Raw genomic sequence first — 24037 nt, forward strand, 5'->3', positions numbered from 1 at the left:
TGGGCGAGATGATGCGGTTACGCCGTCCGTTCCGACAGCAGTGCCGACAGGGGCGGGTAATCGAGCCACGGGTTCTGCAGAGCTTGGATTTTGCGCTCGGCGTGGTGGATGTGCGAGATGCGGAAGTAGGCCATGACGCGTGGCTCGGTTCCGGTGTTGCTGCCCACCGCGTGCGGCACGAGGTGGTGCATCAGCAGCAGGTCGCCGGGGTTTCCCAGCAACGGGGTTCCGTCCTGGGCGTCGATTGCCGGTGGTACCTGGTCCGTGATGCCGGAGGTCCATTGGTCGCGGAACCATCGCGACATCTCCAGGTGAGCGCCGGGCTGGACCCGCAGCGCACCCGCCTTGGGGTCCGTGACGTCGGACAGCACCACACCCACGAGCAGGGAAAACGTCCGGAGTTCCTCCGGGTCCAGGTGGGGGCAGGCGACGCCGTCGACGTGCATCGGTTTGACCGGCTGGGCAGTCCGGAGGAGGTGTTCCGGAAGGCGGATCTGGACCTGAACCGTGGTGACCCGCTGGATGTCTCCACAGAGTTCGACGGCGAGCTGGGCAGCTCCCGAGCGGGTGAAGAGGGCGAGCAGATCGGGATGGCTGCCCAGCTCGGGAGCGAAGGTGCGCTGGGTGTACTGATCGATGAGGGCCTCGTCCATCGCCTCCCGACACCATTCGTCGGTGAGCGCTCGGGCGCGGGTGACGAGTGCCGGGTCGACGGCGTCGCGCTTGATGATCAGGCCGTCGCGCAGGAAGTCGTGTTTGTCGTCGACGGTGAGGGCCACGGGCAAACTCCTGAAAGGCTCGGCCCTCTACGGGCGGTGGGTGGTGAGCTGTTCGAGCACGTCAGCGGCGGCGTCGAGAGCTCCGGCCAGAACGGACCGGCCGTGGTGGGCGGAGGCAGAACGGGGATCGCCACCGACCACGCCGTGGGTCGCGATAGTGGCGTCGCCCGAGGACCACGGCCAGGTCACCCCACGATCGAACACGATCCGCCGGGTTGTTTCCGGGCCTTGGGAGCCGAGGGAACCGTCGGCCGGTAGGCGGTCAAGGTGGACGTCCTCCGGCGCAAGGGCCAGCATCAGCGAGGTCTCGCGCACACCCGCGTGAACTTCCGGGACCTGCCCTTCTGTCCGGACAGGCGATAGCGCGCTCGGGTGGATCACGCACACCGCCACCCCGTACGCGAGGCGCAGCTCGTGCACTGCGGCCTCCAGAACTCCGCGGTTGCCACCGTGGCCGTTGACGATCACGAGATGCCCCGCGGCGGTGGCTCGCGTGTACCCGCGGACCACCTCGTCCAGCAGGGACAGGAACGTCGCCGCTCGGAGCGTCACCGTGCCGGGCGCCCAGAGGTGCTCCGGTGAGAGTCCGTACGGCATGGCGGGCAGCGCCCACAGGTCATGGCGTTCGCCGTAGCGCTCGACGAGGAGTTCGGTGAACGCCTCGGCTATGACCGTGTCCGTGTTGAGCGGCAGGTGCGGTCCGTGCTGTTCGCACGAGCCGATCGGCAGGCACAGCACCGATGTCTTCGTGAGCGCGCCGGTGGTGTCCGGTGCCGCCAGCCGACCGTAGCGCCGGCAGGCGACAGCCATGGCGGTCCCGGTCATTCCTGGGGCCTGCGGCCGATGCGGATGAGGAACTCGTTGTCCTCGGGGAAGGTGTCGTCGTCGCTGTGCTCGGCGAGCACCGCCTTCACGGAGGTCTCGAACTCCCCGAGGCGGTCGCCGAAGAGGTGTGGTGCGGCGAACGTCGTGGAGTACAGGTAGCCGAGCACGCTTTCGGCGGTCCAGGTGCGGTGGACCGGTACCCGGATCTCCTCGACCTCGCAGAACGGCGACTCGGCCATGATCTCGCTGTAGGGCCGGTCGTGGTGCTTGAAGGTCCCGGAGCCCGCCCTGCGCTCCTCGCCCAGGAATTCCTGGACGACTGCACGTACGTCCCGCTTCCAGGCGCTGTCGGCTGCCCAGAAGCTGTTGTCTCCGAAGATCGCAACGGCTCCGTGCGGAGTGACCTGCTGGTCGAGGAGTCGGAGGACGGCGGCCTGGTCGAGCCAATGGAAGGCCCGGCAGATCGTGACGAGGTCGGCCCGCCATCCGGCCGGGGGAACGAAGTCCTCGGCGGTCGTCTCGACCAGCACGAGCTCGCTTCCGGACGGCAGGTCCGGGCGGAGCGCGGACTCCGCCGCGGCGAGCATCTCCGCGTCGTTGTCGATGGCGATGATGTCGTCGAACCGGCCGAGCAGGGACTCGGCAACAAGCCCCGTACCAGTGCCGACGTCGAGCAGCCGGCGCGGACGGGCCTGCGGGGCAGCGTGGTCGAGGACGACTGCGACCTCCTCGGGGATACCCGGGCGATACTGGCGGTAGAAGCCGACGGTGCCGGTGAACAAGGTCATGAATCGCTCCGTGTGAGGTGGTGCCGGACGTGGGTGACGGCGTCAACGAGATCGTGGGCGACCCGTATGCGCTGTTCAACGAGGAGGCGCGGGTCGGGAACGGTGCGGCCGTGGGAGATCCAGACCGCCCTCGCCCCTGCGGTTGTGGCTCCCTGGATGTCGCATTCCCAGTCGTCTCCGACGTGGACGATGCGCGACAACTCCACCCCGCACTCCTCGGCGACCGTCTGGAACGCACGGTCGTCAGGCTTGGCGTAGCCGGTACGGCAGGAGGGGAAGTGCGCGCTCACCCACGGCGAGAGCAGATCGAGGAGACGCTCCGGATCGGCTTCGGTGCACGTCACGTTCGACAGTGTCACGACGGACGCCATGTCGCTCAGCGCCCGCAGGGCCTCGACCGTCCCGGGAAACAGCACCAGAGGGGCAACAGGCAGGTCGCGGGGGAAGTCGGACGGCTCGATGCGGAGCGCCAGGCAGACCCTGTCGACCACGGCCTCGGTGATCTCGGGCACGGTGTGGAGGACGTCGCGCATGACCCTGCGGGCCTCCTTGGGACCGAGGGGCGAGGCAGCCGCCAGCCGGGCCGCGAGACCGGGTCCTTGCGCGCTTCCGAGCGTGCCCCCGATGTCCAGGCTGATCAACGCTTGCGCCCTTGTCATCACGCCGCCTCGGGGTGGTACGGCGCCAGAGCGGAGACGATGGCCTCGATGCGCGCTGCCCGGATGGCGTCGGTTGTGGCTTCACCGAGGAACGTCAGCGCGTAGCGCAGTTCGGCCGGGTCGAGCGCATCCACGTCGCGTGCGCGCTCCCGGGCCGCTTCCGTGAGGTCGGCGGGGATTCTGCGCGGGCGTGCGCCGTGCGGCAGGTGCAGGACGGCGGTCCAATGCGCGGCCAAGGCGGGGACCGCTTCCGTGGGGCGCAGGACGGTGACGTCATCGAAGCTGATGATCCGCACGGGGACAGACTTGGAGCCGAGGTCGAGTCGGCCGGTGAGAAAGGTGTCGTGTCCTTCGACGTGCTGTTCCAGGACGAGCAGCAGGCCGTGCTCGTCCCGGCGGGTTGTTCCGGTGACGGGGAGCGTTTCGTTGGTGGAAGTCACTGCGGTCTCCGGGGCTCGGTGCCTAGGCCGGCGGATGCGGGTGAGGGGAAAGCGCCGTGTACGGGCGTCCAGGGCCCCTTGTAGAGCTGCTGGCGGCGTGGCTCCCACTGGCGCCGGTACTCGACCGCCGGGACGACGTCCGGGAACGCCGCCGCGAGGTGAATGCCGGGTACGAGGGAACGGCCGTGTGGGTAGAGGGAAGTGCTTGCCTCCCGCGCCGCAGAAACGATTTCGACAGCACGGGTGAGCCCGCCGCAGCCCACGACGTCGATCGTGAGGGCGGCAGGCCGGATCTCGCCGAGGAGACGCGGCAGGTCCTCCTCGGGCATGAGCATCTCCCCGACCGCCAAGGGAAGGCCGGTGGCGGCGAGACGTCCGTAGACCGGCAGATCGTGCTCAGGCAACGGGTCCTCTAGCCAGAGGAGCGCTGAGGCGTCCACCTGGGCAGCGAACGCGGTGCTCAGTTCGGGGTTCCATGTGCCGACCGCGTCGACGGCGAAGCCCGTGCCGAGATGCTGGGCGGCCCGCTGTACGGCGCCCACGAGGTCACGGGCTTCGGAGGCGATGGTCGGTCCCGGCCGCCGGCGCAGGCCCCACTTGGTGAACGCCCAGCCTTCCTCGGCCACTTGCACGAGCGCATCAGGCATTTCCGAGCTGGTGAGGTCCGCCCGGAGCCATGAAGCGTAGGCGGGGACCTGGGTGCGAGCGCGCGGCTGTGCCATCAGTTCGGCCACCGGTTTACCCAGCAGGCGTCCGTGCAGATCCCAAACCGCGCAGTCCACGGCGCCTACGGCCCATTGTTCGAGCCACCCGCGTCGGTCACCGCCGGCCGCCCTGCACAGCCGCCGTACCAGGCCCCAGTGATCGGTGACGGGGGTACCGGCCGCGGCTGCGGCGATGGCCTCGACGGCGCGACCCACCTCCGTGCTGACAGGGCCGTACCAGCCGACGTCGCCGCCGCCCCGCGCTGCCACGAAGACGGTGTCGTCACCAGGGCAGCTGGCTTCTGCCGTCAGGACAACCTCGATCCTGACCAGGGCGGGCTCCATCATCACGCCGCCTCTCGCTTCCGGTCCACCAACCGGCGGGCCGCGCGCAACAGGCCGGCCGGGTCGAGACCGAGCTCGTGAGCCAGCACCACTTGCGGCGCGGGTTGGAGTGGCTCACGCCAGCCGACGACCTCGACGGGACGCCCGAGCCTTCCGCCCAGCAGCCCCCACACCGCGGCCGGGTGGCCGAGGGTGACCACGAGCACGGGTACGTGCCGGCCGAGGTAGCCGTCGAGTTCGGAGTCGGCCAGCCCACGCGGCCAGACGGCCGGATCACCGAGGACCGTCAGATCGAGGACGCTCACGACGCGGACCCGGCACCCGAGCTTCTCCCGGATGACGGGCACCGAAGCGGTGGCGACGTCGGCGGGGAGATCCCCGGCGACCACGACCGTCAGTCCAGGCTCTCCGTCGTCGCTGAGGTGCGGCCAAACGGCCAGGCCGTGCCTCTGCTCCTCGCTGATCGTGGCGGTGGGATGGTTCACGGTGGCGTGCTTGCCGACGATCAGGACGTTGATGCGTCCGACGGAACCGAGCGATTCATCCAAGGCGACAGCCGCCCTTCGCGGATCCGCAGGCGTCAGCACGCGCACCGCTGGGTCGCCAGTGGCGAGGAGCATACTGGCCAGGGAGGGATCGCCGTGGGTGTACACGTTGTGCCAGCCGTACGAGGTGAGCAGCAGATTGAGGCTGGGGGACGGCTTACCCACGGCGAGGCGCCGGTGCTTGCTATGCCCGACGATGCCTGCGGCGAGGAGGGGCGAGAACGCCTCGTACGAGATCAGAACGCCTCGCCGGCCGCTGGCCGTCCATCCGGACAGCCAGCCCAGGAGAACTTCTTCGGCCAGCACTTCGGACACCCAGGGTTCGTCCTGCAGCTCCGCAAGGTGGTTCGAGGCGAGTTCGTCGGGGCTGAAGACCCGGAGGTCTCCGACGGCGGCGTGGCCACGCAGAACCTTGGCGATGGCGTGCCCGAACCGGTCGCCGCCGGGATTCCTTGTGTGGAACGGACTGGGCCAGGGCGTCTTTGCGTGACGAGCAGCCAAGTGCCATCTGGCCGCGCCCAGCGCATCGGCGAGGTCGCCTGCGGGTTGCCCGCTGCCGTCGAAGAGCTCGGCGGGCCGGTAGGAGGCCAGCCACTCCTCCAGCTGCTTCCGCTGGAATTCGTCGTATCGGGCGCCGCTCAACGGTGTCTTGTGGGCGTGCGCTGTGCCCAGCACACGTTGGCCCCCCACGGTCTCCGGACCGCTCCACCCCTTCACGCATCGGAGGAACACTGCTGCCCGGTCGCCGCCAGCGGACTCCTCTAGCGCCTCCGAAAGCGCCGTACGGAAGGCGCAGTGTTCGTCGTCCGAAGCTGCCCCGACATCGACCACGCGGCCACGCCAGCCCAGCCCAGCCGCGTACGCACGGAGCTGCGCGTCGTCCATACCGCCGAGCAGCGATCGGTCACCCATCCTGAAGCCGTTGACGTGCACGATGGGCACCACCGCGCTGTTCTGCAGCACGCGGGCCGCGAGCCAGGAAGCAGCAGTCGTAGGGGTCTCGCATTCGCCGTCGCCAATGACGGGAACCACGACCCGGCCCGGAAAGTCGGCGGCCAAGCCGTGGCTGAACGCCAGTACACCGCCGAGACAACCGCCTGGAGCAGCGCCCGCCGCCAGGAGCGGGTGGACCTCGGAGCCGAGTCCATCGGTCTCGGGGAAGTCGCGGGCGAGCCGGGCAAGCCCCTGGGCATCGCGAGAGTACTGGGGGCGAAGCATCGCGAGCTCGCCGGTCAGCCACGCGAACGCCAACTGGACGACGCCCGCGTGGCCCGCGCCCAGTACCGGTACGACCTCGCGACCGGGCGGCGCTTCCCCTGCCGCAAGCACGATGTGCGCGAGGGCCAACGCGGTGCCGGGAACGGTGCCCCAATGACCCGACGGCCGCGGCTTGACGTGCCCAGCCTCAAGCGGCTCGGCCAGCAGGACGTTGTCGTTCAGGTGGAGAAGCACCACCGAGATGTAGGTGGCGGCCCGCCACAGCGCGTTCGCCTGACTCGTCACGGGGCCACCAAGCTCTCGTCGCCGAAGGTGAAGTACCAGAGAGGCCGGTAGCACTCCCATGCCTTCGGACGCAGGCCGGTGGGGCCGGCGATCTGCTCGATCTCCTGCCTGGCTCGCAGGTAGAAGTCCAGGGTGTCCGAACCGTCCGCCCGGAGCCCGGCCATGATCGCGTTGTGGGCCTGGTACACCTGGAAGTTCGGGAACTCCGTGGTGAAGGGCATCAGTTCGCTGACGCCCCTGCGCAGCTCGTCCAGAGTGTCGAGACCGACGACGTAGGTGAACGAGGTCCCGTGGCCCGCCTGCATGGCCCGCCGGAGAACGTGTGGCATTTCGTCGGCGGTCAGGATCGCTTTGCTGGCCTTCAGCAGCAGGTCCCGGCGGCTGAAGCACTCCGCTGTGAGCCGCAGCACGAACGGCGCCACGTGCTCGGCCAACTCCTCGAACGCCTGCCTGCTGCTGATCACCGAGGTGAGGAAGCCGATCCGGGCACCGACTCCGTGCACGTTGAGCACCTCCCGGAGGCCGAGCAGGTGGTCGACGGCTGCACGCTCGCGCTCGAAGCACCCCGTCGAAACGGTGACCTCGGCGAGTTCGCGCAGGTTGCGGCGAGGGTGCTGTTCGGTCATCGCGGCCAGCAACTCGCTGAGCTGGCGCTCCTCCGCCAGCCGGGGATCAGCTGCGGCCTCCAGCGTGTTGGGGCAGAACGCGCAACCGACACAGCGGCTGCGGGCGTTGGGATTGAGGGTCGCCGCACGCCCGTCGTCGCGGAAGTACCCGCCGACCGCCTCGTCGGCGGCCACCCGCTCGACGGTGCCGATCGGGATGCCGGCCAGAGACAGCTCGTCGCCCCGTAATGAGAAGGGGGAAGCCTGCGCGTTCAGCGGAACGATCACCATCCACGGAACGTGCGGACGGGAGGTGAGGCGTATGGACATGCGTGCCCTGTGCCTGCCGTGAGCGGAAGCGATCCCGAACAGGTTGATCGCGATGAGCAGCGCGTCCTCCACGGGGACATGGTGCTCGTCCGCCATTCGTCGGATCGCGGAAAGTGTGAGCGGCGCCGATGTCTTGCTCAGGGATGTGGTCATGGACCCTCCGAGGGGGCTTGAATCGGGGTCTGCCAAGTCCGACGGTGTGCCCGTCCCGCAACTGGCTGTTGGGACTGCCCGTCTCGCGACGTACTGGTCACAAGCTCGGCCCAGACGGTCTTGCCTCCTGGCGTCTCTCGCTCGACGCCCCACCGCCCGCAGAGCGCCTCGACCAGGAGCAGCCCGCGGCCCGTCTCCGTCGAGGAACCCGGCGCCTTCTGGCGGGGGAGGGAGGAGCCGGGGTCCGCGACTTCGATCCTGAGCCGCTGGTATCCCGGCTTGAGGCGCACGTCGAAGCAGTCGCAGTCGTCTGCCTGAGAGTGCAGCACGGCGTTGACAGTGAGCTCGGACGCAACAAGCTCGGCGTCATCGATGAACTGCGTCGCGTATCCCCATACGTCGGTGACCCTCCGCACCAGGGCGCGGATGGCGGGCACGGAGCTGGGCGAGTTCAGGAACGTCATCTGCAGGGCCACGCAGCCGCCGTCAGCGTCGAGCAACCCGTTCTCGGGAACGTCCCGGTCCCCTGCCAGGCTGTCCCGCTCCGCCCCGTAGAGAGGCACGCACGGACCGTCCGCGGCAGCGGGAGGAACGCGCCTCATCTGCTGTCTCGACCGGTCCATCGACTACGCCTTCCTCATCTAAAACAGCCTGTGCTGACAACTGCTTGATGCCACGTCAGAACGCTAGGAGGATGAACCGCGAGGAACCCGGAAAATTCTTCCGGGGTCCATGAACCGGACGACGCCAGGCTGGAAAGCATGCAGGGGATGACCGACAGTTTGAGCATCGGCGAACGTGTCGCCTGGTACCGGCGGCGGCGAGGCATGCCGCAGGAGGTGCTCGCTGGATTGGTCGGCCGGACTGCCGACTGGCTGAGCAAGGTGGAAAACAACCGCATCGATCTCGACCGGCTGTCGGTGATCAAGGTTCTGGCGGACGCTCTCGACGTCCAACTCGGCGATCTCCTCGCCGAGCCGTCGCTGTTGGACTGGGCCAGCGCCAGTCAGGCCAGCACGGTACCTCGCTTACGCGAAGCACTCATGGACTACAGGCGTATGTCGCCGCTGCTTGCGGTCGACAAGCCGAACGACCTCCCTGACCTGGAGATCCTGCGCGCCGAGGTCGGGTCGTCATGGTCGGCCTACCAGGACGCCAAGTACACCCGGGCTACCCGGCTGATCCCCGACATCCTGGCTGACGCGCAACGCGCAGTACGTGGATATGAGGGAGACGCCCAGCTCCAAGCGAAAGCGCTACTGGCGATGGCGTATCAGGGTGCGGCGATGGTGCTGACGAAGATCGGCGAGGCGGATCTGGCCTGGATGGCAGCCGATCGAGGCTTGGGGGCGGCGCAGGAGTCAGGGAACCACGTTGTCACCGGCTCGCTCTTCCGGTCCGTCGCCCACTGCCTCCTCTCCAACGGTCGGCTCACTGCGGCCCGCGACCTCGTTGCCGACTCCGCCGGCTACCTGGAGCGGGGACTCTCCGACGCCTCACCGACCTACGTGTCGGTCTACGGCACCCTCTTCCTCGTCGGGGCCGTGGCCGCGGCCCGCCTTGACGACCGGGCCACCGTCCGCGCGTTTCTTGCCGAGGCCGACGGCGCGGCGCAGCGCCTCGGCCAGGATGCCAACCACATGTGGACGGCCTTCGGCCCCACAAACGTGGCCATCCACCGAATCTCCACTGCGATGGAACTCGGCGACGTCCAGGTCGCTGCCGACCAAGGGCCCCGGGTGGACTCCTCCACCCTCCCTCTGGAACGCCGCGTCCGCCACACCCTCGAAGTCGCCCGCGCCTACAGCGCCCAGAACCGCACCGACGAGGCCTTGGCACTCGTCCTGGACGCGGAGGAACTCGCCCCCGAGCAGGTCCGCTACCACTTCATCTCCCGCCACCTGGTGACTGCCTGGGTCCGGCAGCAGAAGGGCAAGCCGAGCCACCAACTGGCGGGCGTTGCCCACCGGCTCCGCATCGTCGGGTGACGTGCCCAGCCGCTACAGTCATCGACATGAGCGAGCCCCAAGACCAAGAGGCAGTAGCCCAGCCCCGCACCGCGGCCGGCGTGCTCATCTTCGACGAGGCTGGCCGTGTCCTCCTGGTCAACCCGACCTACAAGCCCGGCTGGGAGATCCCCGGCGGCTACCTCCACCCCGGAGAGACCCCAAGCGAAGGCGCCGCCCGCGAGCTGAAGGAGGAGCTGGGCCTCACCACCCCCATCGGCCGCCTCCTCGTCGCCGACTGGGCCCCCCACCCGAGCGAGGGCGACAAATTCCTCTTCGTCTTCGACGGCGGCCTCATCACCGACGCGGACCGTGCCCAGATCACCCCGGACGGCGAGGAGATCGGCGAGTATGCCTTCCACGACGAGGACCAGATCGACACCATCCTGATCCCCCGCCTCGCCCGTCGTATCCACGCAGCCTTCATGGCGAGAGCGACCAGGCGAACCGTCTACTTGGAGAACGGGGAGCCTGCATAACCGGCCGCCCTGCCGTCAAGAGACGCGCTCGTACAGCGTTCCCTCCACCTCGTGCAGTTCTCGCTCGACGGCTTCGGTGAGGCTCGGGTTATCGATGAGGACGCCGAACTCGACGTTGGTGTTCTCGGCGCTCCAGGAGAAGTTCGCGCTGGTGACCAGCAGGAGATGGTGATCAACGGCGAGGAACTTGGCGTGATTGCGGACGTAGCCGCCGTCGAACTCCTTCGTCCGCCACACCTCGGCAGGAGCGAGGTGCGCGGCCACCTCGGAGGTGGACGGGGACCAGTGATGGCCATTGTTGTCGGCGGCGCGGGCGTCGAGGTAGACGCGGACGGCAACGGAATCGCGCTGTGCCGCCGATCGCAGGGAGGTCCAGAGGGCTGAGCTGCGCTGGAAGTTGTAGGTGGAGCAGGTGATCGCGTGGCGGGCGCTGTCCACTATGCGGGGTACGGACGTGGTGAGCGGGCCGCTCTGGGCGAGGTGGCCCGGCATCGTCCATAGGGGGGACAGCGTGCTGGGGAGTGCCCGTGCGCCCTCGATAGCACGCAGGACGAGCACGTACTGGTCTCTCGCCGCGAGGCCGTGCCCCATGGCCTCCAGGAGTTGCCGAGTCTCTGCCCTGCGGCCGGGGGCGACGACCTTCAGGGCCGTGGTCAAGGTGTCGCCGTCGGCCAGGCGGTCGGCGACATCCTTGGCCTCGGTGCCGGTGAGGAGCCGGCCGAGCAGCCGCGGTGCGTTCGCGACGGTCGGGCGTCCGCTCATTCAGCGGCCTGGAAGAAGCCGAGGGTGCTGCCGGGCAGGTCCAGGAGGAATCGGCGGTCGAGGAAGCGGTTGGCGCGTTCGCACGAGGTCTCGGAGGCCATGACGCAGCAGTGGCAGGCGGCGCCGTGCAGGAAGTCCTCGGGATCCTGCGGGGTGCGCTTGGCGCAGATCGGATCGGAGGAGCAACGCGCGGCCTTGCGGAGCGCATTGGCGACGACGCCTTCCAGGCGCTGCGGTTCGCTGAGCTGGACGAGGCCGCCGAGGGTGCCATCGCTGTCGGAGGCCGTGGTGCAGATAAGCAGGCCGGCGGCAGGGGGGCGGTCGCCGTCGGCGGGCCAGGCGTAGAGGCGTTCGCTGAGGCTTGCGGCCGAGTAGCCGCAGGTAAGGGCGAGTTCGCGGATGAGGACGTGGGCAAGAGTGTGCACGAGCCAGTAGCGCGGTGGCTTGAGGCGGCTGCTGGGCTTGATCGTGGCCGCGGTCTCGGAGAAGCGGCGCTCGAAGTTTCTGTCGTGCGCCGCTTCATGCAGTTTCCACAGGGCGCTGTTTCCGACGCGCTTCTCCCAGGCTGCGACCGTGCCCTCGTCGAGCTGGAGGAAGATCCCCTCGCCCCGGTCCTCGGTGGCCACGGTCCAGGCCGGCCTGGGCGTACGGGTCAGCGGCACCAGGCGGCGCGGCAGGTCACCGGCGCGCTCCATGTCGTCGATACGTGTGAAGCCGACCAGAGCGTTGACCTTGCGCAGGCGCTCGACCGCGAGGACTCGGGTGATCTTTGCCGGCAGTGACTCACCCCGAGCCCTGGTGGCGAGGGCGAGTCCGCTCGTGGGATCCTCCACTCCCGGACCGATGATGTCGCGCAGAAGGTAGTTCCACTCGGGGACGAGCAGGTCCACCGGATCCCAGTCTCGAAGCTTCTGCTCCTGCTCCTCCGGGGTGTCGGTGGGCGCTGAGGCCGCCTGGAGGACCTGCTCGAGGTCGTGGTCGGTCAAATTGGTGACGTCGACGCCGCCGGGCATCCCGAGCAGGTCCCTGACCATGTCCAGGCTGTTCCGGTACTTCGCGAGCTTGTCGCCGAGGGACGTACGGACTCGGTCGGCCAGGTCGCTCTCCTTCTCCTCCTTCGACTCCGGCATCACGATGATCGAGTGCGTGGCCGGGAACCACAGGTTGGAGGCGCCGACGAGCATCAGCCTGGTTTCGTTCCCGCAGCCCTTGGGCTCGAAGGCGTCCAGGTGCGGGTGGCGACCGCGGCAGCGCGGGAGCTTCGCCCTTCCGGCCTCGCCCTGGGCCTCGTTCATCGGCCGCCGCATGTCGCACGAGGCGCAGCGGATCAGGGCCGAGGCGCCCTTGCCCGCAGTCCGGTCGACCATCTTCAGCGCGGGCAGTTCCGCCTGCGCGCAGGGCTGCCCGTGGTGCACCCACAGGTCGTAGGGGAACTCGTCCAGGTGCCCGTCGACGCAGGCCAGCAGATACCGCGCCGGGATGGCGGTACGCCGCGTGGGTTTGCGCACGCCGGCGCCGGCGCGGCCCGTGCACTTGGCGTGCTCGAAGACGGCAAGGTCAGTCCGGAACGGGTGTGTATTGCGGTAGTCGAACTGCGTGACAAGACCGAGCATGTCGCAACCTGTGCACCGCAGCCACTGCGGGAAGACCCGGGCGGGGACTCCCAGGTCGTTGCCTTCGGTGGAGCGGCTGTGCTTCTTCGGCTGCCAGGGGTACGGCCGCAGCTGCACGTCCGGCGCCCGCAGCATGAGCCGTACCACGTCACGCAGGCGCGGAGCGTGGATCTGCGGCGGGGCGGACTCGCGGCGGCTCCAGATGCGGTCCCATTCGTCGAGGCCTGTGGGCATGATCGTGAACTGCGGGAGGTCCATGATCGCGCCGGGGCCGTAGGTGTAGAGCAGGGACGAGGGGCGGGCCGACCCGACCTTGGCACGGTTGTGCTTGGTCGCCTTCTCGGCTTCCTCCTCCAGATCGCCCAGCGGATCGACGGCGTGGGCGACGTCGTGGACGTAACGCGTCTCGTCGCTCACTGGTCGTCCTCCTGCAGCGTCCACTGGGGTGCGTCATCGGGTGCTCGGTACACCAGCCGTTCCTTGATCGGGCTGACGAGGAGGTTGATCTCCGGTTGCACCTCGCGCATCGAGTTCGCGACGACGAAGGGCGGGGCGTCGCGGGTGTCGATACCCGCTTTAGCGTTCTCCGCACTCATCATCAGGGCGTCGTGCCGGCCGTCGTCGAGCACCCTCTCGTAGACCAGTGACTTGCGGTCCTCCATCAGGTGCTTGCGCCGCTTGATCCACTGGTCGAGCCGGTTCTCCAGTCGCAGGCGGGCCCGGTTCGCCGCGTCTTCTCCGCCTGCCGAGTGCGTCCGCCTTACGAGGGCCTCGACGAGCTCGCCGGCGAATTGCTGCTCGGCCTCGATCCACCCCGCCCCGTCCTCCGGGGACAGCCCCGGGCCGGCCTTCGCCGCCTGGAGGACCCGGGCGGCGCTGACCAGCACACCGTCCAGGCCACGCTCCAGGGAGGTCACCGAGAAGGGCGTCACCGACAGTGCTTCGACCTGGGCGTAGAAGGTCTCGTGGTAGTGGCGGAACTGCTCGAAGTGCGCGAGGTCCCGGGGCCGCGCCCAGTTCCCGAGTGCGAGAACCAGCCCCGGCTTGTCCGCGAGGCGGCCGACGCGGGAGGACGCCTGGATGTACTCCGCGGTGTTCTTCGGCTGCCCCACGACAAGCATCAGGCCGAGCCGTGTCACGTCCACGCCTACCTGGAGCATGGAGGTGGCGAGGACTACGTCGTACGGATTGGTCTCCCGCGTCGGCTCCGGCTTCTTCGCCTCCCGCAGGGCTCGCCGGTTCCGCCTGCCCGCTGTGGAGTCGAAGCCCGGGTCGAACGGCAGCGCCATCTGGTCCAGGGTCGCGGTGATGTCCGCGCTGGCCACACGCGAGGTCAGTTCGGCGACGTTCAGCGACCCGTAGTCGGTGCCCGTGCGGCGCGGGAGCTTCGACCATGGGCGGCCCTTGGTCAACGCGGTCTGGATGTCGTCGCTCATGTACCGGGCCATGCCGGCGAGTTCACGTGTTGCGGAGAAGTACCCGACCAGGGTCATGTACGGATCGGCGGCGCTTCCGCAGCGGTCGATGAGCAGCTGCCCCCCGGCCATGAGTACTTCGGCCACCCGGATCTCCGCCGTGGTCAGGCGTACCCCGGTTGTGCTGACGCCGACGTAGCGACGGCCCGGATGCTCCTCGGAGACTGGGATCTCTTTGGAGAAGAAGGTACTGCCCGCGTCCAGAACCTGCGGCGGGAAGATCATGACGCTGCGGCCGTAGAGTGCCTTCACCTGGTCCGACGCGTTGCGGGCGGTAGCTGTGGAAGCAACCAGCAGCGGGCGCACCGGCCGCCCGTCCTTCGTCTTCCAGTCGGACATCACGTCGATGGCCACCTCGAACAGGCCAACGGTCGTGCCGAGCGCTCCGGTGATCAGGTGCAGCTCGTCCTGGATGACTAGGTCCGGGGGCCGCAGCCGCATGGCCGGGTGGACGGGGGCCGCCGGCCAGCCGTCCTTCTTCGGGTGCTTGTTGCCGTCCTTGATGTCGCAGTGCTGGTAGTCGGGGTGGACGAACCCGTGCCGGTCGCAGCGCCGCGAGACATGCCCGAGAAGCGAGGCTGCCTCACCCTCGCGCGCGAGGCGGGCGAATTTGTCCACGGTGGCGATGACGAACGCTGGCGCGAGCCGGTAAATCTCCTCGTCCACAGTCAGTACGGGCAGCCCGTCCGTTACCTCGCCACCATCGGCGAACGGGCAGTCGGCGAGCTCGTCCCCGCAGTACACGTAGATCCTGCGCAAGGTTGGCTCGGTACGCACATCCCGCGCCTCGACCCGGGTGCCGCACCACGGGCAGCGCTGGATCTGGAGCACGGTGAGCCGATAACCGCTGCCGCCGTGGGCTCGCTGCAGCTGCTTGGCAGCTTCGTCGTAACGCTTCGGACTCACATCCGTCCCGACCCACAGCCCGATCCTGAAGGGCTCCTCCCCCCACGTGTCCTCATCTTCACGTCGCACCAGCTCCGCCGCGCACACGAGGGTGGTGGCGCGCTGGAACTGCTGGGCAGTGAGGAGCCGGAGGGTGTACCGCATGAGGACGGCGACGCCAGAACGCCCGTCCAGCGGCCCGGCGAAAGCGTCCACGACGCCCTGGCGGCGGCGGATCGCGAAAGTGTACGCGGCAAGGCCCAGGTACGCCTCCGTCTTGCCGCCGCCGGTCGGGAAGAACAGCAGTTGCGCCGTGGCGAGGTCCGCGGAACGCCGCCCGGAGGCCGGGTCGGACAGCAGCGGCAACTGCATGAGCACGAAGGCGAGCTGGAAGGTACGCCACGAATGCGCCAGAGCGCCTTTCTCGACGAGGATGGCGTCGCGGGCTTCGGCGATGCTGTCCTCCGGCCGGCCCGCCCGCCGCTCCGCGACCTGCGACTGCACGCGTTGGTCGGCCATCACCCGGTTCATGAACCGGAAGCAGCGCAAGGCCTCCTCGTCGGCGAGGAGATGGGCCAGGCCGGTTTCGAGCTGCTGCTGCACGCGGCGCGCGTCGCCCACCGCCTCCATGGCCTCGGACCGCAGATGCTCCGGAAGGGCACCGGCCCGCTGCTCCTCGCCGTCGAGCCAGGCCGCGTAGCCGGCGACGATCGGCTCAAGGCCGCTGCGCAGGTCCTCGACCGAGGCAGTCTGCAGCGCACGCATGTCCAGCAGGGCAGCGCCGATCTCCTCGGCTGCCGTCTGCGGCGTCTCGCTGACCGGCAGCCATGTCGTCCATACCTCGCTGGCTCGGCGTGCGCCGTCAGCTACCGCCCAGTCGACCGAGCACGTACGCCCGTGCGCGAACTCCAGGCGGTCGCGGTACTGGAGCCGCAGCCGGCGCAATTCGTCGTCCGGCTCCCAGCGGGTGTCCAGCAGCGCGTCGTTGACTGGCAGGAACACCTCCGCACCGGCGGCCGACACCGAGAGCTTGGTCTGGTAGAGCCACGCCTCCACCGGGATCTTGCGCGGAGTCTCCCGGTCGTTGCAGAGCGCCACCTCAATGAGGCGGCAGCCGCGCTCGGGGTCGTCGTACCGATCCACCCGCAGCAGGACCTTGTCGTGGAGCACGATCTCGGTCGTGGAGGACGTGGCCAGGTCGGCGGGCTTAATGGTCGTGGAGACGGTGTGCGGAACGCGCTGGTAACGGCGCTGGGCAGGGGGCGCCGCGCTCTCGTCCGCTGCGTGGCCTTCGCCGCGCTTCTCCCTGAGGGGCTCATACGTGCCCCACGTGGCGGTCACAGTGAACTCGTCGAGGTCGTCAGGGATCTGGCAGCGGAGCCCCATCGACGCCGGGATCATCAGCCCGCGCTTCTGCGGCTGGTCCTCGACCTCGTCCTCATCCGAGCTGGCGCTGCTGTCGTCAACGGCGGTAAGCGGCACGCCCCGGCTCTCGGCAGCGTCCACGGCGTCGCCCACGTCGGTGGCCGCGTCGTCCGAACCGGCTTCGCCGGGATCGTCGTGCCCGGCGGTCAGCCGTACGGGCGCGATCCGGCCGACGAGGTAGGCCGCATCGGGGACACCTTCGAGGATCTCCTCCGGCCCGTTGGCCGGCCCAAGAAGCTCGCGCTCCAGGATGTCGGCGAGGTTCTCACGGGCAACCCAGGACCGCTCGTCCGGCTCGACGGCAAGCCGGTACGCCGACGCCTCCGGCGCACCGCCGATCTGGGCGCCATCGCGCCGGGGGGTGGTCACGTTTTAGCCCTCCTCGTCCTCGCTGCCGTCATTGTCGTCCAGGGCACTGACATCGCCCTGCGCGGCAGCCCGCCGGTGGTTCTCTTCGAGGAGCCGGTCCAGGATTTCAACGCGTGCCGCGGGGCTCACTGTCCAGCGCTGCATCTGGCGGTAGGTGTGGAATCCGTGGTCCAGCGGAACGTCGTCCCAGCCGTAGGCCGCCATGACGGCATGGTCGAGCTCGACGTGGATCTGGCGGAGCCGGGCAACATCGGGATCGGCGGAGTCTGCGATGTCGGGGTCGTTGACGAGGTTGTAGAGCTTTGTGAGGCTCAACTCCCGACGAAGCATTACTTCGCGACGCTCACAATCGAGCGTCCGCCCAATTTCATCAAGCATTTTATTCGCGGGAGGTCGCGGAAACGGCTCAAACACATCCGAATGCGTGTACCGTGGGTCACTTCGCAATCCCGATCCGTACTTGATGGCCCAAACCTGGTGTGGACTCGACGATAGGATCGCCTCGAGTGCATACGAGTCGGTGGCGAATACTCCGAGACCATGACTGAAGATCTGCCCGGTCCTAACCCGTACGGGCATAACAGTCCTACTGTGGATGGTGAGCACCAGAACTTCTGGCAACTCTACGATAGCCTTTCGCAGGGCAGGACGCTTCTCGCCGTATTGCCACCACCGATCACGCAGCACTTTGCGATTTACTTGCTGTCGAGACGGCTTCACATCGCGGAACACGCGTCCATAGGGCAGAGTGTACCGCCTCGCCGCCTCCTCCGAACGGTCGTAGAAGTCAATGATCCAACGTGACGGGGAAGCATCGTACCGGGAATTGAGATCTTCCCCCGTCAAGTAGGGGAATACTACGTCTTCATTTGCCTCATCACGCTCAATCCATTCCGCTGCCTCTTCAGCCGTAAGTAGGAACCCGGAACCGTATGGCTTGCACCCTTCGAAAGCAAGTTTCGAGTTCTCCAGGAGCCGAATCGGATCCTCATCGGTTCTCCCCGCAGGCTCAAGCAGCGTAGAGATCCGCTTCACGGGAGTACCGTCTGAAGTTCTAATCGACTCCTCGGCCACTTCACCCCTGGTGCCCCAAACAGCCGCATATTCAAGGTTGGCGCTTGCAGCCGGCCACGAGTTACTCTGAATCGCGCGAGTGATAGTAAAACCACTCCTCACCATTTGATCAAGTCCAACCTTGCGACTGAAACCCTGGGCGACAGAATTTGTTGCAATAAGTCCCAGGTCGCCGCACGCGGTCAGAATTTCATGCGCCCGCAGAAAGAAGTACGCCACAAGATCAGCACTTCCCTTCTTCCCGCCCGCAAGCACGCTGACGAACCAATCGCGTACGTTCGTCCCCATCGATCCAGTGAGTTTCGGACCGCCCAGGAACGGCGGATTCCCGACCACCGCGTCGAACCCGCCACGTTCCATCACGTCCGGCACCGCCAGAATCCAGTGCAACGGCTTCCACCGCTCGTAATCCGTCGTCATCGTCGGTGTGAGACCGGCCTCCAGGATCCCGTCGAGCATCCGCCGGTCCGGCTCTCCGCCCCCGACGGGATACGCCGCCTCCACCGCGATGCGAAGGTCCTCGTACGCCGCCTTCAGCTGCCTCCCCGGCTTACCGCCCCACCGCAGGCCAGCCGCGATCACCCCGTCCGCGATGTCCGCCGCTTTCTCCGTCAGCTCCTGGTACCGGCGCCACAGCCGGCGCTTCGACGCGGCCGAGCGCTGGGGGTCGCTGTCATCTACCTCTGTCGCAAGCTGGCGGCGTAGGCGACTGGCGCGGTCGAGGACGTCGTCGATGTCAACGGAGAAGAGACTGAGCCGGTCGTCGGCCGCGCCAGGGTCGATGTGCAGGCGGCGGAGCTGCTCCGCGTCCGTCAGGCCGAGCAGCGCGTTGCCGTGCAGCACCTTGTCGTCCACGAAGGAGAACGGGAGCTTCGGGTCCAGGGAGACCAGCCACAACGACAGCTTGCACATCTCCACGGCCATGCCGTTGATGTCCGCGCCGTACAAGCAGCTCGCGACCACCATCCTTATGGCGTGGACGTGCAGGTCATGAGGGGTCCGCCCGTGCGCGACGCCCTCCCTCTGCCACGCCTCGACGAGCCGATCCGCCAAGTACCGGGCCGCAGCGACGAGGAAGGCGCCCGAGCCGCAGGCGATGTCGGCGATGCGGAGATCGAGGATCTGGTCGGAGTCGATCGGCCGCCAGGCGTCCTGGTCCGCGGTCTGGTGCGGGCCGGGCGAGTAGACGAGGGGCATCAGCGCGTACCGCACGACCTCCTCGGCCAGCGAGCGCGGCGTGTAGTGCGCGCCCGCGGAGGCGCGGGACGAGGTTTCCACCAGCAGGACGCCGCCGGGTTCGACCACGAGGGGGCGGTTGCGCAGGTCACGGCGGATGACGCCGATGAACGGGCGCAGCCGGTGGCGGAGTTCGGGTTCGTCGGTGACGTCGCGGAGTGCGTTCTCGGTGTCGTCGAGGGTGTCGCCGGCCTTCAGGGCCTTGGTGAGGGCGGGTTTACTCGGCGGCTTCGCCGCTGGCTGGTCCTGCTTGACCCAGGCGAGGATCGCGTCGGCCAGCGCGGATTCCGTGCGCTTGGCGGCGGCGAGTTCTTCGAGAGCGGCGAGGGGGATCTCGGGCTCCGAGCCGGCGCTTCCGATGAGGCCGACGATGACCTCTTCGACGGGTTCGCAGGAGTAGCCGAGCAGGCCCTCGTAGATGTAGCCGATCTGCTCGACGTCGATGTCGCGGAAGGAGATCCGCCGCGCGCCGCCGGGCAGGTGGGCGATCTGGACGGCACGCAGGACTTCGAGCATGACCCGGTCGCTCACCGTGATGGCGAGAGTGTCCTGGGAGTTGCAGGTGGTGAGGAACGGGTAGCGGGCCGGGTCGAAGAGGGAGCCGCCGTATTCGGGCAGCCGCAGGTCTTCGAAGGTCGCGCCCCGGTACAGGGCTTGGGAGGTGGCGAGGAGGCGGTGCCAGGTCAGGAAGGTGGCATCGAGGGACTGCTCGCCTTCCTCCTTCTCGCGGGCGTCGAGCAGGTCGAGTTCGTCGCTGATGCCGTAGCCCATGGCGAAGAGCCGGCCCTGCGGCAGGAGCCCGCGCTCCTCGGCGAAGAGCAGGAAGACGACGCGCATCATGACCGTGACGGCGGCTTCGTAGACGTCCCCGCGCTTGTCTGGCAACGGGTCGGGCTCACCGCGGCGGCGGGCTTCCAAGGCGCCTTCGGACAAGGCCTGGACAATGAGTTCGACGGCGCGGCGGACCTGGGTGCCGAGGGCTTCGGTGATCTTCTCGGCGGCGGTGACGGACTCGCCGAAGAGCTCGGTCAGCCGGTCCTCGGGCTTGCCGCCGACCAGTCGGCGACGTTGGAGGAGCTCGATGAAGGCATTGCGGGTGGCCGGCTCCTCGATCCAGGTCTGTGCGTCGACGATGCCGGAGGCGACCATGGTCTTCGGACGGGCGCTGACCATCGCCCACCAGCGGCCGTCGGTGACGACGCCGATCGGGACGTCCGAGGCGCGGAGCAGCTCCTCCATGCGGTCGATGTGGCTGGCCGACCAGCCGTCGGTGAGGGGGTCGCGCAGGGAGTCCGTCGGGTCCGCGACGAGGACGAGGGCTACCGCGGCGTCCGCGTGGATGAGGGCCCCGTCGGCGCGGACGGTGACGGTGTAGTCGGGTGAGCGGACCTCGGCGGCGGCCGGGGCGTGAGCGGTGTATTCGGCGCCCCAGCACAGGCCTTGGTGCAGGACGAGGTCCACCCAGGTGTCGCGGGCTTCCCGGTAGAGGTCGAGGGCGGCCGGGTCGTCACGGTTCTCGTCCCAGTTCTCCCACGCCTTCTCGAAGGCGGGTTTGGCATCCTTGATGGCGTCGAGGGCGCGGGCATCGGGCTGCGGGATGCCCTGCCGGTAGACACGTTCCAGTGCGGGGACCGCGAGGAACGGGCCGTCGGCATTTACGAGTTCGAGCCAGGCACGGTGCAGGTCGGCGGCGCTCGGGGGGTGCTTGCGGCTCATGCGTTGACCGCTCCGTTCTCCGCGTCTTCGGGGGTCAGCGCGAACACGACCGCGGCGGCGGACACGTACGGCTTGATGTCGCTGTAGCGCTCCTGGATCGCGGCGACTTCGCGCTGCTCCTCGTCGTCCAGGCTGTCGAGGCGTTCGTACATGCGTTGCAGATCGCGTCGGCGCTGCTTCTGCTGGTCGTCGGTGAACAGCAGCTCGTCCTCCGCCTGGATGGCCCGCTCCAGGCGGTCGCGGGACTCGCGCAGGTTGATCCGGAAGGCGTCGAAGATCTCCCGGGCGCCCTGGATATCGGCGTCCCGACGGTGGGCGAGGGCTTCGGTGACCTTCTCCTGCCTGCTGGCGCTCTTGCGTTCCATCGCCGCCAGCAGGCGGGTGCGCAACCGGCCACCGTCGTCGTTCCACTGGGCGGCGAGCCTGACCCGTACTACCTCATCGGTCAGCAGCAGGTCCTCGGAGTCGAGCGTCTCGTCGAGGACCTGCTCGACCTTCGACTCCGCGAGTGCCTGGCCGCGCAGGCGCACACCGGTGAGGAAGACCTCCTCGTGGAGGCGCAGGCCACCGCGGCCCACCAGTACCAGTCGCGAGACAGCGGCGACGCAGGACTCGGACAGACCAGGAGTGACGACGGCGGTGACCCGGTGCACCGGCGAGTCAGCGCTGAACAGCGCGGAGCGCAGGTAGCGAGTGGCACGCTGCATGAGTGCGTGCCCAAGGTGGATGTGGACGAGGTCGGTGCGGTGTTGGGCGGCCTGGTTGTCGAAGGTGATGGGCCGCGGAACCCCCGGCTCCAGCCGGGTGTCGAGGCCGCGCAGGGACGGTTGCCAGGAACGCCCGAGGTTGGGGATCTCGAAGACCTGCGCATCAGTGAGGTCGTCGCCGATCTCGACAAGGGGCGGTTGGGCGGTCAGGGTGAGCGCGGTGTCCACCACCCGCCGGGCGTTGGCCGGGGTGAGGTGCATGGCCGCTTTGCTCTCCTGATACGTCTCGGAGAGACGGGTGAGCTTGCGGTTGAGTTCCATGCCGCCGGCCAGCACACGGGTGATCACTTCGTTGCCGTCGTCCGGTGCGGTCAGCCTGGCCTTCCGTGTCTTGCGGAGAGGGGCGAAGTGCTCCTGCACCTCGGCGTCGATGACCTGGTTGACCCTGCCGAGGTCCACGGTGGCAGTACCAACCTTGGTAGCGATGATGCCCATGAACCTCATGTCTGCCTCGTATGTCGTGGAGGACGAGACGGGCACGAAGTGGAAGATCTCCGGGTTCTCCGGCTGGCCGTAGCGGTCGATACGGCCGATGCGCTGCTCCAGGCGAGACGGATTGAAGGGAATGTCGAAGTTGACCAGCCGGTGGCAGTGGGTCTGGAGGTCGATGCCTTCGCCGGCAGAGTCGGTGGCGAGCAGCACCCGCACCGGGTGCTTGTCGGGGCTCTCGGTGAACCGGGCGCGGATACGCTCCCGTTCGTCCGTCGGGGTGGAGCCCTGGATGACCTCCAGCACGTCGTCGTAGCCCCGCTGGCGGAGGATGCGCTCTATCCATTCGAGGGTGGCCGCGTATTCGGTGAAGACGACGACGCGTTCGTGGTTCCACGTGCCGTCGGGCCGGCAGACGGCGTTGAGGTAGGTCAGGAGTTCCGTCAGCCGGGAGTCGGGCTTGTGCTCGTAGCTGCTCCCCCACGCGATGAGTTCGGCGATCTCGTTCGTGGTGGCCGCCGTCAGCGGGTCAGAGCCCTTGGAGTGCCGCAGTGCGGTGAACTCGGGGTGCTCTGCCGCGCCTTCCTCCTCATCAGACTGGCCGCTGCCCAGGACCTCCGTGTAGTAGTCGTCTTCGTCGTCCATCCGGAGTTGGCGGTTGCCGCCCGCCGCTTCCCCGTACAGTGCGAGTGTGCGGGCGAATGACCACGGGCTGGACAGGAAACGCTTCTTCAGCAGCATCGCGACGATGTCGCCGCCTGCTCCCTCGCCGTTGGCGCGGGCGCTGTCGCCCAGCAGCCGCTCCAGCCGCGCGAACTGCTCCTGCTCCTTCTCGGACGGGGTGAAGGGGAGGGTCCCGAGCTTTCTGGGCTTGAACCCCTTGTCCGGCAGGTCGGTCTTCAGCCAGCGCACCATCACGTCCCGCAGCGCCTGCTCGTCGATGCTCGCACCTCGGGTGAAGCGGCGGCCGTCGATCATTTCCAGGAGGGCGGTGAACGACTCCGAGTAGCCGTTGTGCGGGGTGGCGCTCAGGAACAGCCGGTGCTCGCAGGCCTCCGCGAGCTTCATCGTGGCGGTGGTCCGCTTGCTGTCCACCGCGTAGCCGCGCTGGCCGGGCGCGGTCGTCGGGCTGGCCGGCGCCACGTGGTGGGCCTCGTCGACCACGAGCACGTCGAACGCGTACCGCCTGGCGGTCGTCGAGCTGCGGACGTCGGCGAGTACGTCGCGGAGCAGGCGCTGGGCACGTAGCGACGGCAGCCACGCCATGCTCACGATCACCCGCGGGAAGAGGCGGAAGGGGTTGGCGTTCAGCCCGTGGCTGCGCCGGACCTTCGCCATCAGCTCGCTGTTGACGATGACGAAGTCGAGGCCGAACTTCTCCCGCATCTCGTCCTGCCACTTCAGGGACAGGCTCGGCGGGCAGACGATCACCACGGACCTCGCCCGGTGCCGCAGCAGGAGCTCCTGTACGACGAGGCCGGCCTCGATGGTCTTGCCGAGGCCGACATCGTCTGCGAGCAGCAGGTTCGTACGCGAGGACTCCAGGGCACGGCTGAGGGGCACCAGCTGGTACGACTCGACGTTGGCGCCGCTGCGGAAGGGGGCCTGGTACGAGTCCGCATCTGCCGAGGTCACCGCGCCCCAACGGACGGCGTCTACGAAGGCGGCGAGGGTGTTGGGGTCGTCGAACGCCTCCACGCGCACGGTCTCCGGCAGGCCCTGATTGGGCGCGACGGTGTGCCCGACCTCCAGCTCCCAGACGACCGTGAGCTCCTGCCCGAGCCGGTCCTCGTCGAGCGACTGCAGGCTGACTGCGTGCGTCAGCCCCGGAGACCCCTCGTCGGCGGGGCTTCGCGGCAGCCCCTGGCGCTGAACGTCGGACACGGCCCAGGTGGAGCCCCGCACCTTAACGACCTGCCCCGGCTCCGGCAGGGGCGGGCGGGCCCTCGGTGCGCCCTCGGGGGTGCCGGTCGCCGTTCCCTGCGCATCATCCGTCGCGGTCGTCACCTGGGCAAACTCCTTCACCAGGGCAGTCATTGCCAGAGCGTGGTCTCCTCGACGCGCCGGCTTCCACCGGCGCCGCGGACCACCGAGCCCTCAGTATCTCCGACCCGGCCGCGCCGAG

At 68.5% G+C, this 24037-nt stretch carries 16 protein-coding genes; 2 read left to right on the forward strand and 14 right to left on the reverse strand.

Going from position 1 to position 24037, the window contains the following annotated elements; all coding sequences use genetic code 11:
* Nucleotides 1-17: 17 nt before the first annotated feature.
* From RLT57_RS12860 to RLT57_RS12900, 9 genes are read right to left on the reverse strand one after another with little or no spacing between them, the layout of a single operon-like run.
* Nucleotides 18-779, reverse strand: a complete 762-nt coding sequence (locus RLT57_RS12860) for a phytanoyl-CoA dioxygenase family protein (protein ID WP_311297528.1) — start codon at nucleotides 777-779, stop codon at nucleotides 18-20.
* A gap of 27 nt (nucleotides 780-806) precedes the next feature.
* Entirely contained in the window at nucleotides 807-1589 is a 783-nt protein-coding gene (locus RLT57_RS12865) for a creatininase family protein (protein WP_311297529.1), read from the reverse strand.
* 11 nt (nucleotides 1590-1600) lie between these two features.
* The gene (locus RLT57_RS12870) at nucleotides 1601-2392 is read right to left on the reverse strand and encodes a class I SAM-dependent methyltransferase (RefSeq protein ID WP_311297530.1); all 792 of its coding nucleotides are present in this window, start codon (nucleotides 2390-2392) and stop codon (nucleotides 1601-1603) included.
* Nucleotides 2389-3051 carry an HAD family hydrolase gene (locus tag RLT57_RS12875; protein ID WP_311297531.1) on the reverse strand — a complete coding sequence of 221 codons (663 nt, stop codon included), beginning with the start codon at nucleotides 3049-3051 and terminating at the stop codon, nucleotides 2389-2391. Before RLT57_RS12875 ends, RLT57_RS12870 begins: the two co-directional genes overlap by 4 nt.
* Entirely contained in the window at nucleotides 3051-3491 is a 441-nt protein-coding gene (locus tag RLT57_RS12880; protein ID WP_311297532.1) for a hypothetical protein, read from the reverse strand. The genes RLT57_RS12875 and RLT57_RS12880 overlap by 1 nt, the downstream gene beginning before the upstream one ends.
* Nucleotides 3488-4543, reverse strand: a complete 1056-nt coding sequence (locus RLT57_RS12885; RefSeq protein WP_311297533.1) for an enolase C-terminal domain-like protein — start codon at nucleotides 4541-4543, stop codon at nucleotides 3488-3490. The genes RLT57_RS12880 and RLT57_RS12885 overlap by 4 nt, the downstream gene beginning before the upstream one ends.
* Nucleotides 4543-6588, reverse strand: coding sequence for a hypothetical protein (locus RLT57_RS12890; RefSeq protein WP_311297534.1), 2046 nt, complete (start codon nucleotides 6586-6588; stop codon nucleotides 4543-4545). The genes RLT57_RS12885 and RLT57_RS12890 overlap by 1 nt, the downstream gene beginning before the upstream one ends.
* Nucleotides 6585-7676: a hypothetical protein gene (locus tag RLT57_RS12895; RefSeq protein WP_311297535.1), complete on the reverse strand. Its 1092-nt coding sequence runs from the start codon at nucleotides 7674-7676 to the stop codon at nucleotides 6585-6587. Before RLT57_RS12895 ends, RLT57_RS12890 begins: the two co-directional genes overlap by 4 nt.
* Nucleotides 7673-8239: an ATP-binding protein gene (locus RLT57_RS12900; protein WP_311297536.1), complete on the reverse strand. Its 567-nt coding sequence runs from the start codon at nucleotides 8237-8239 to the stop codon at nucleotides 7673-7675. The genes RLT57_RS12895 and RLT57_RS12900 overlap by 4 nt, the downstream gene beginning before the upstream one ends.
* 276 nt (nucleotides 8240-8515) lie before the next feature.
* On the opposite strand from RLT57_RS12900, the gene RLT57_RS12905 reads away from it, so the two are divergent.
* Together RLT57_RS12905 and RLT57_RS12910 are read left to right on the forward strand one after the other, a co-directional pair.
* Nucleotides 8516-9664: a helix-turn-helix domain-containing protein gene (locus RLT57_RS12905; protein WP_311297537.1), complete on the forward strand. Its 1149-nt coding sequence runs from the start codon at nucleotides 8516-8518 to the stop codon at nucleotides 9662-9664.
* 26 nt (nucleotides 9665-9690) lie between these two features.
* Nucleotides 9691-10161 (forward strand): NUDIX domain-containing protein, encoded by a 471-nt coding sequence (locus RLT57_RS12910; RefSeq protein ID WP_311297538.1) that lies wholly within the window; start codon nucleotides 9691-9693, stop codon nucleotides 10159-10161.
* Nucleotides 10162-10176: 15 nt separating this feature from the next.
* Here RLT57_RS12910 and drmC read toward each other — a convergent pair whose 3' ends face one another.
* Genes drmC through drmD form a run of 5 tightly spaced genes read right to left on the reverse strand, consistent with a single transcriptional unit; the run spans nucleotide 10177 to nucleotide 23949 of the window.
* Nucleotides 10177-10923 (reverse strand): DISARM system phospholipase D-like protein DrmC, encoded by a 747-nt coding sequence (gene drmC / locus RLT57_RS12915; protein WP_311297539.1) that lies wholly within the window; start codon nucleotides 10921-10923, stop codon nucleotides 10177-10179.
* Nucleotides 10920-12953: a DUF1998 domain-containing protein gene (locus tag RLT57_RS12920; RefSeq protein WP_311297540.1), complete on the reverse strand. Its 2034-nt coding sequence runs from the start codon at nucleotides 12951-12953 to the stop codon at nucleotides 10920-10922. The genes drmC and RLT57_RS12920 overlap by 4 nt, the downstream gene beginning before the upstream one ends.
* Complete coding sequence (gene drmA / locus RLT57_RS12925) at nucleotides 12950-16690, reverse strand: DISARM system helicase DrmA (RefSeq protein WP_311297541.1); 3741 nt, start codon at nucleotides 16688-16690, stop codon at nucleotides 12950-12952. Before drmA ends, RLT57_RS12920 begins: the two co-directional genes overlap by 4 nt.
* Before the next feature lie 3 nt (nucleotides 16691-16693).
* Nucleotides 16694-20716: a DNA methyltransferase gene (locus tag RLT57_RS12930; RefSeq protein WP_311297542.1), complete on the reverse strand. Its 4023-nt coding sequence runs from the start codon at nucleotides 20714-20716 to the stop codon at nucleotides 16694-16696.
* Entirely contained in the window at nucleotides 20713-23949 is a 3237-nt protein-coding gene (drmD, locus tag RLT57_RS12935; protein WP_311297543.1) for a DISARM system SNF2-like helicase DrmD, read from the reverse strand. Before drmD ends, RLT57_RS12930 begins: the two co-directional genes overlap by 4 nt.
* Between the last annotated feature and the right edge of the window lie 88 nt (nucleotides 23950-24037).

The sequence above is a fragment of the Streptomyces sp. ITFR-21 genome, from assembly GCF_031844685.1.
In the GTDB taxonomy this organism is placed as follows: Bacteria; Actinomycetota; Actinomycetes; order Streptomycetales; family Streptomycetaceae; genus Actinacidiphila.

Excerpts from the sequence above, each read along its gene's own strand:
- RLT57_RS12865 (WP_311297529.1), bottom strand. The coding sequence starts at position 1,589 with ATGGCTGTCGCCTGCCGGCGCTACGGTCGGCTGGCGGCACCGGACACC.
- RLT57_RS12870 (WP_311297530.1), bottom strand. The coding sequence starts at position 2,392 with ATGACCTTGTTCACCGGCACCGTCGGCTTCTACCGCCAGTATCGCCCG.
- RLT57_RS12875 (WP_311297531.1), bottom strand. The coding sequence starts at position 3,051 with ATGACAAGGGCGCAAGCGTTGATCAGCCTGGACATCGGGGGCACGCTC.
- RLT57_RS12885 (WP_311297533.1), bottom strand. The coding sequence starts at position 4,543 with ATGATGGAGCCCGCCCTGGTCAGGATCGAGGTTGTCCTGACGGCAGAA.
- RLT57_RS12895 (WP_311297535.1), bottom strand. The coding sequence starts at position 7,676 with ATGACCACATCCCTGAGCAAGACATCGGCGCCGCTCACACTTTCCGCG.
- RLT57_RS12910 (WP_311297538.1), top strand. The coding sequence starts at position 9,691 with ATGAGCGAGCCCCAAGACCAAGAGGCAGTAGCCCAGCCCCGCACCGCG.
- drmC (WP_311297539.1), bottom strand. The coding sequence starts at position 10,923 with ATGAGCGGACGCCCGACCGTCGCGAACGCACCGCGGCTGCTCGGCCGG.
- RLT57_RS12930 (WP_311297542.1), bottom strand. The coding sequence starts at position 20,716 with ATGAGCCGCAAGCACCCCCCGAGCGCCGCCGACCTGCACCGTGCCTGG.
- drmD (WP_311297543.1), bottom strand. The coding sequence starts at position 23,949 with ATGACTGCCCTGGTGAAGGAGTTTGCCCAGGTGACGACCGCGACGGAT.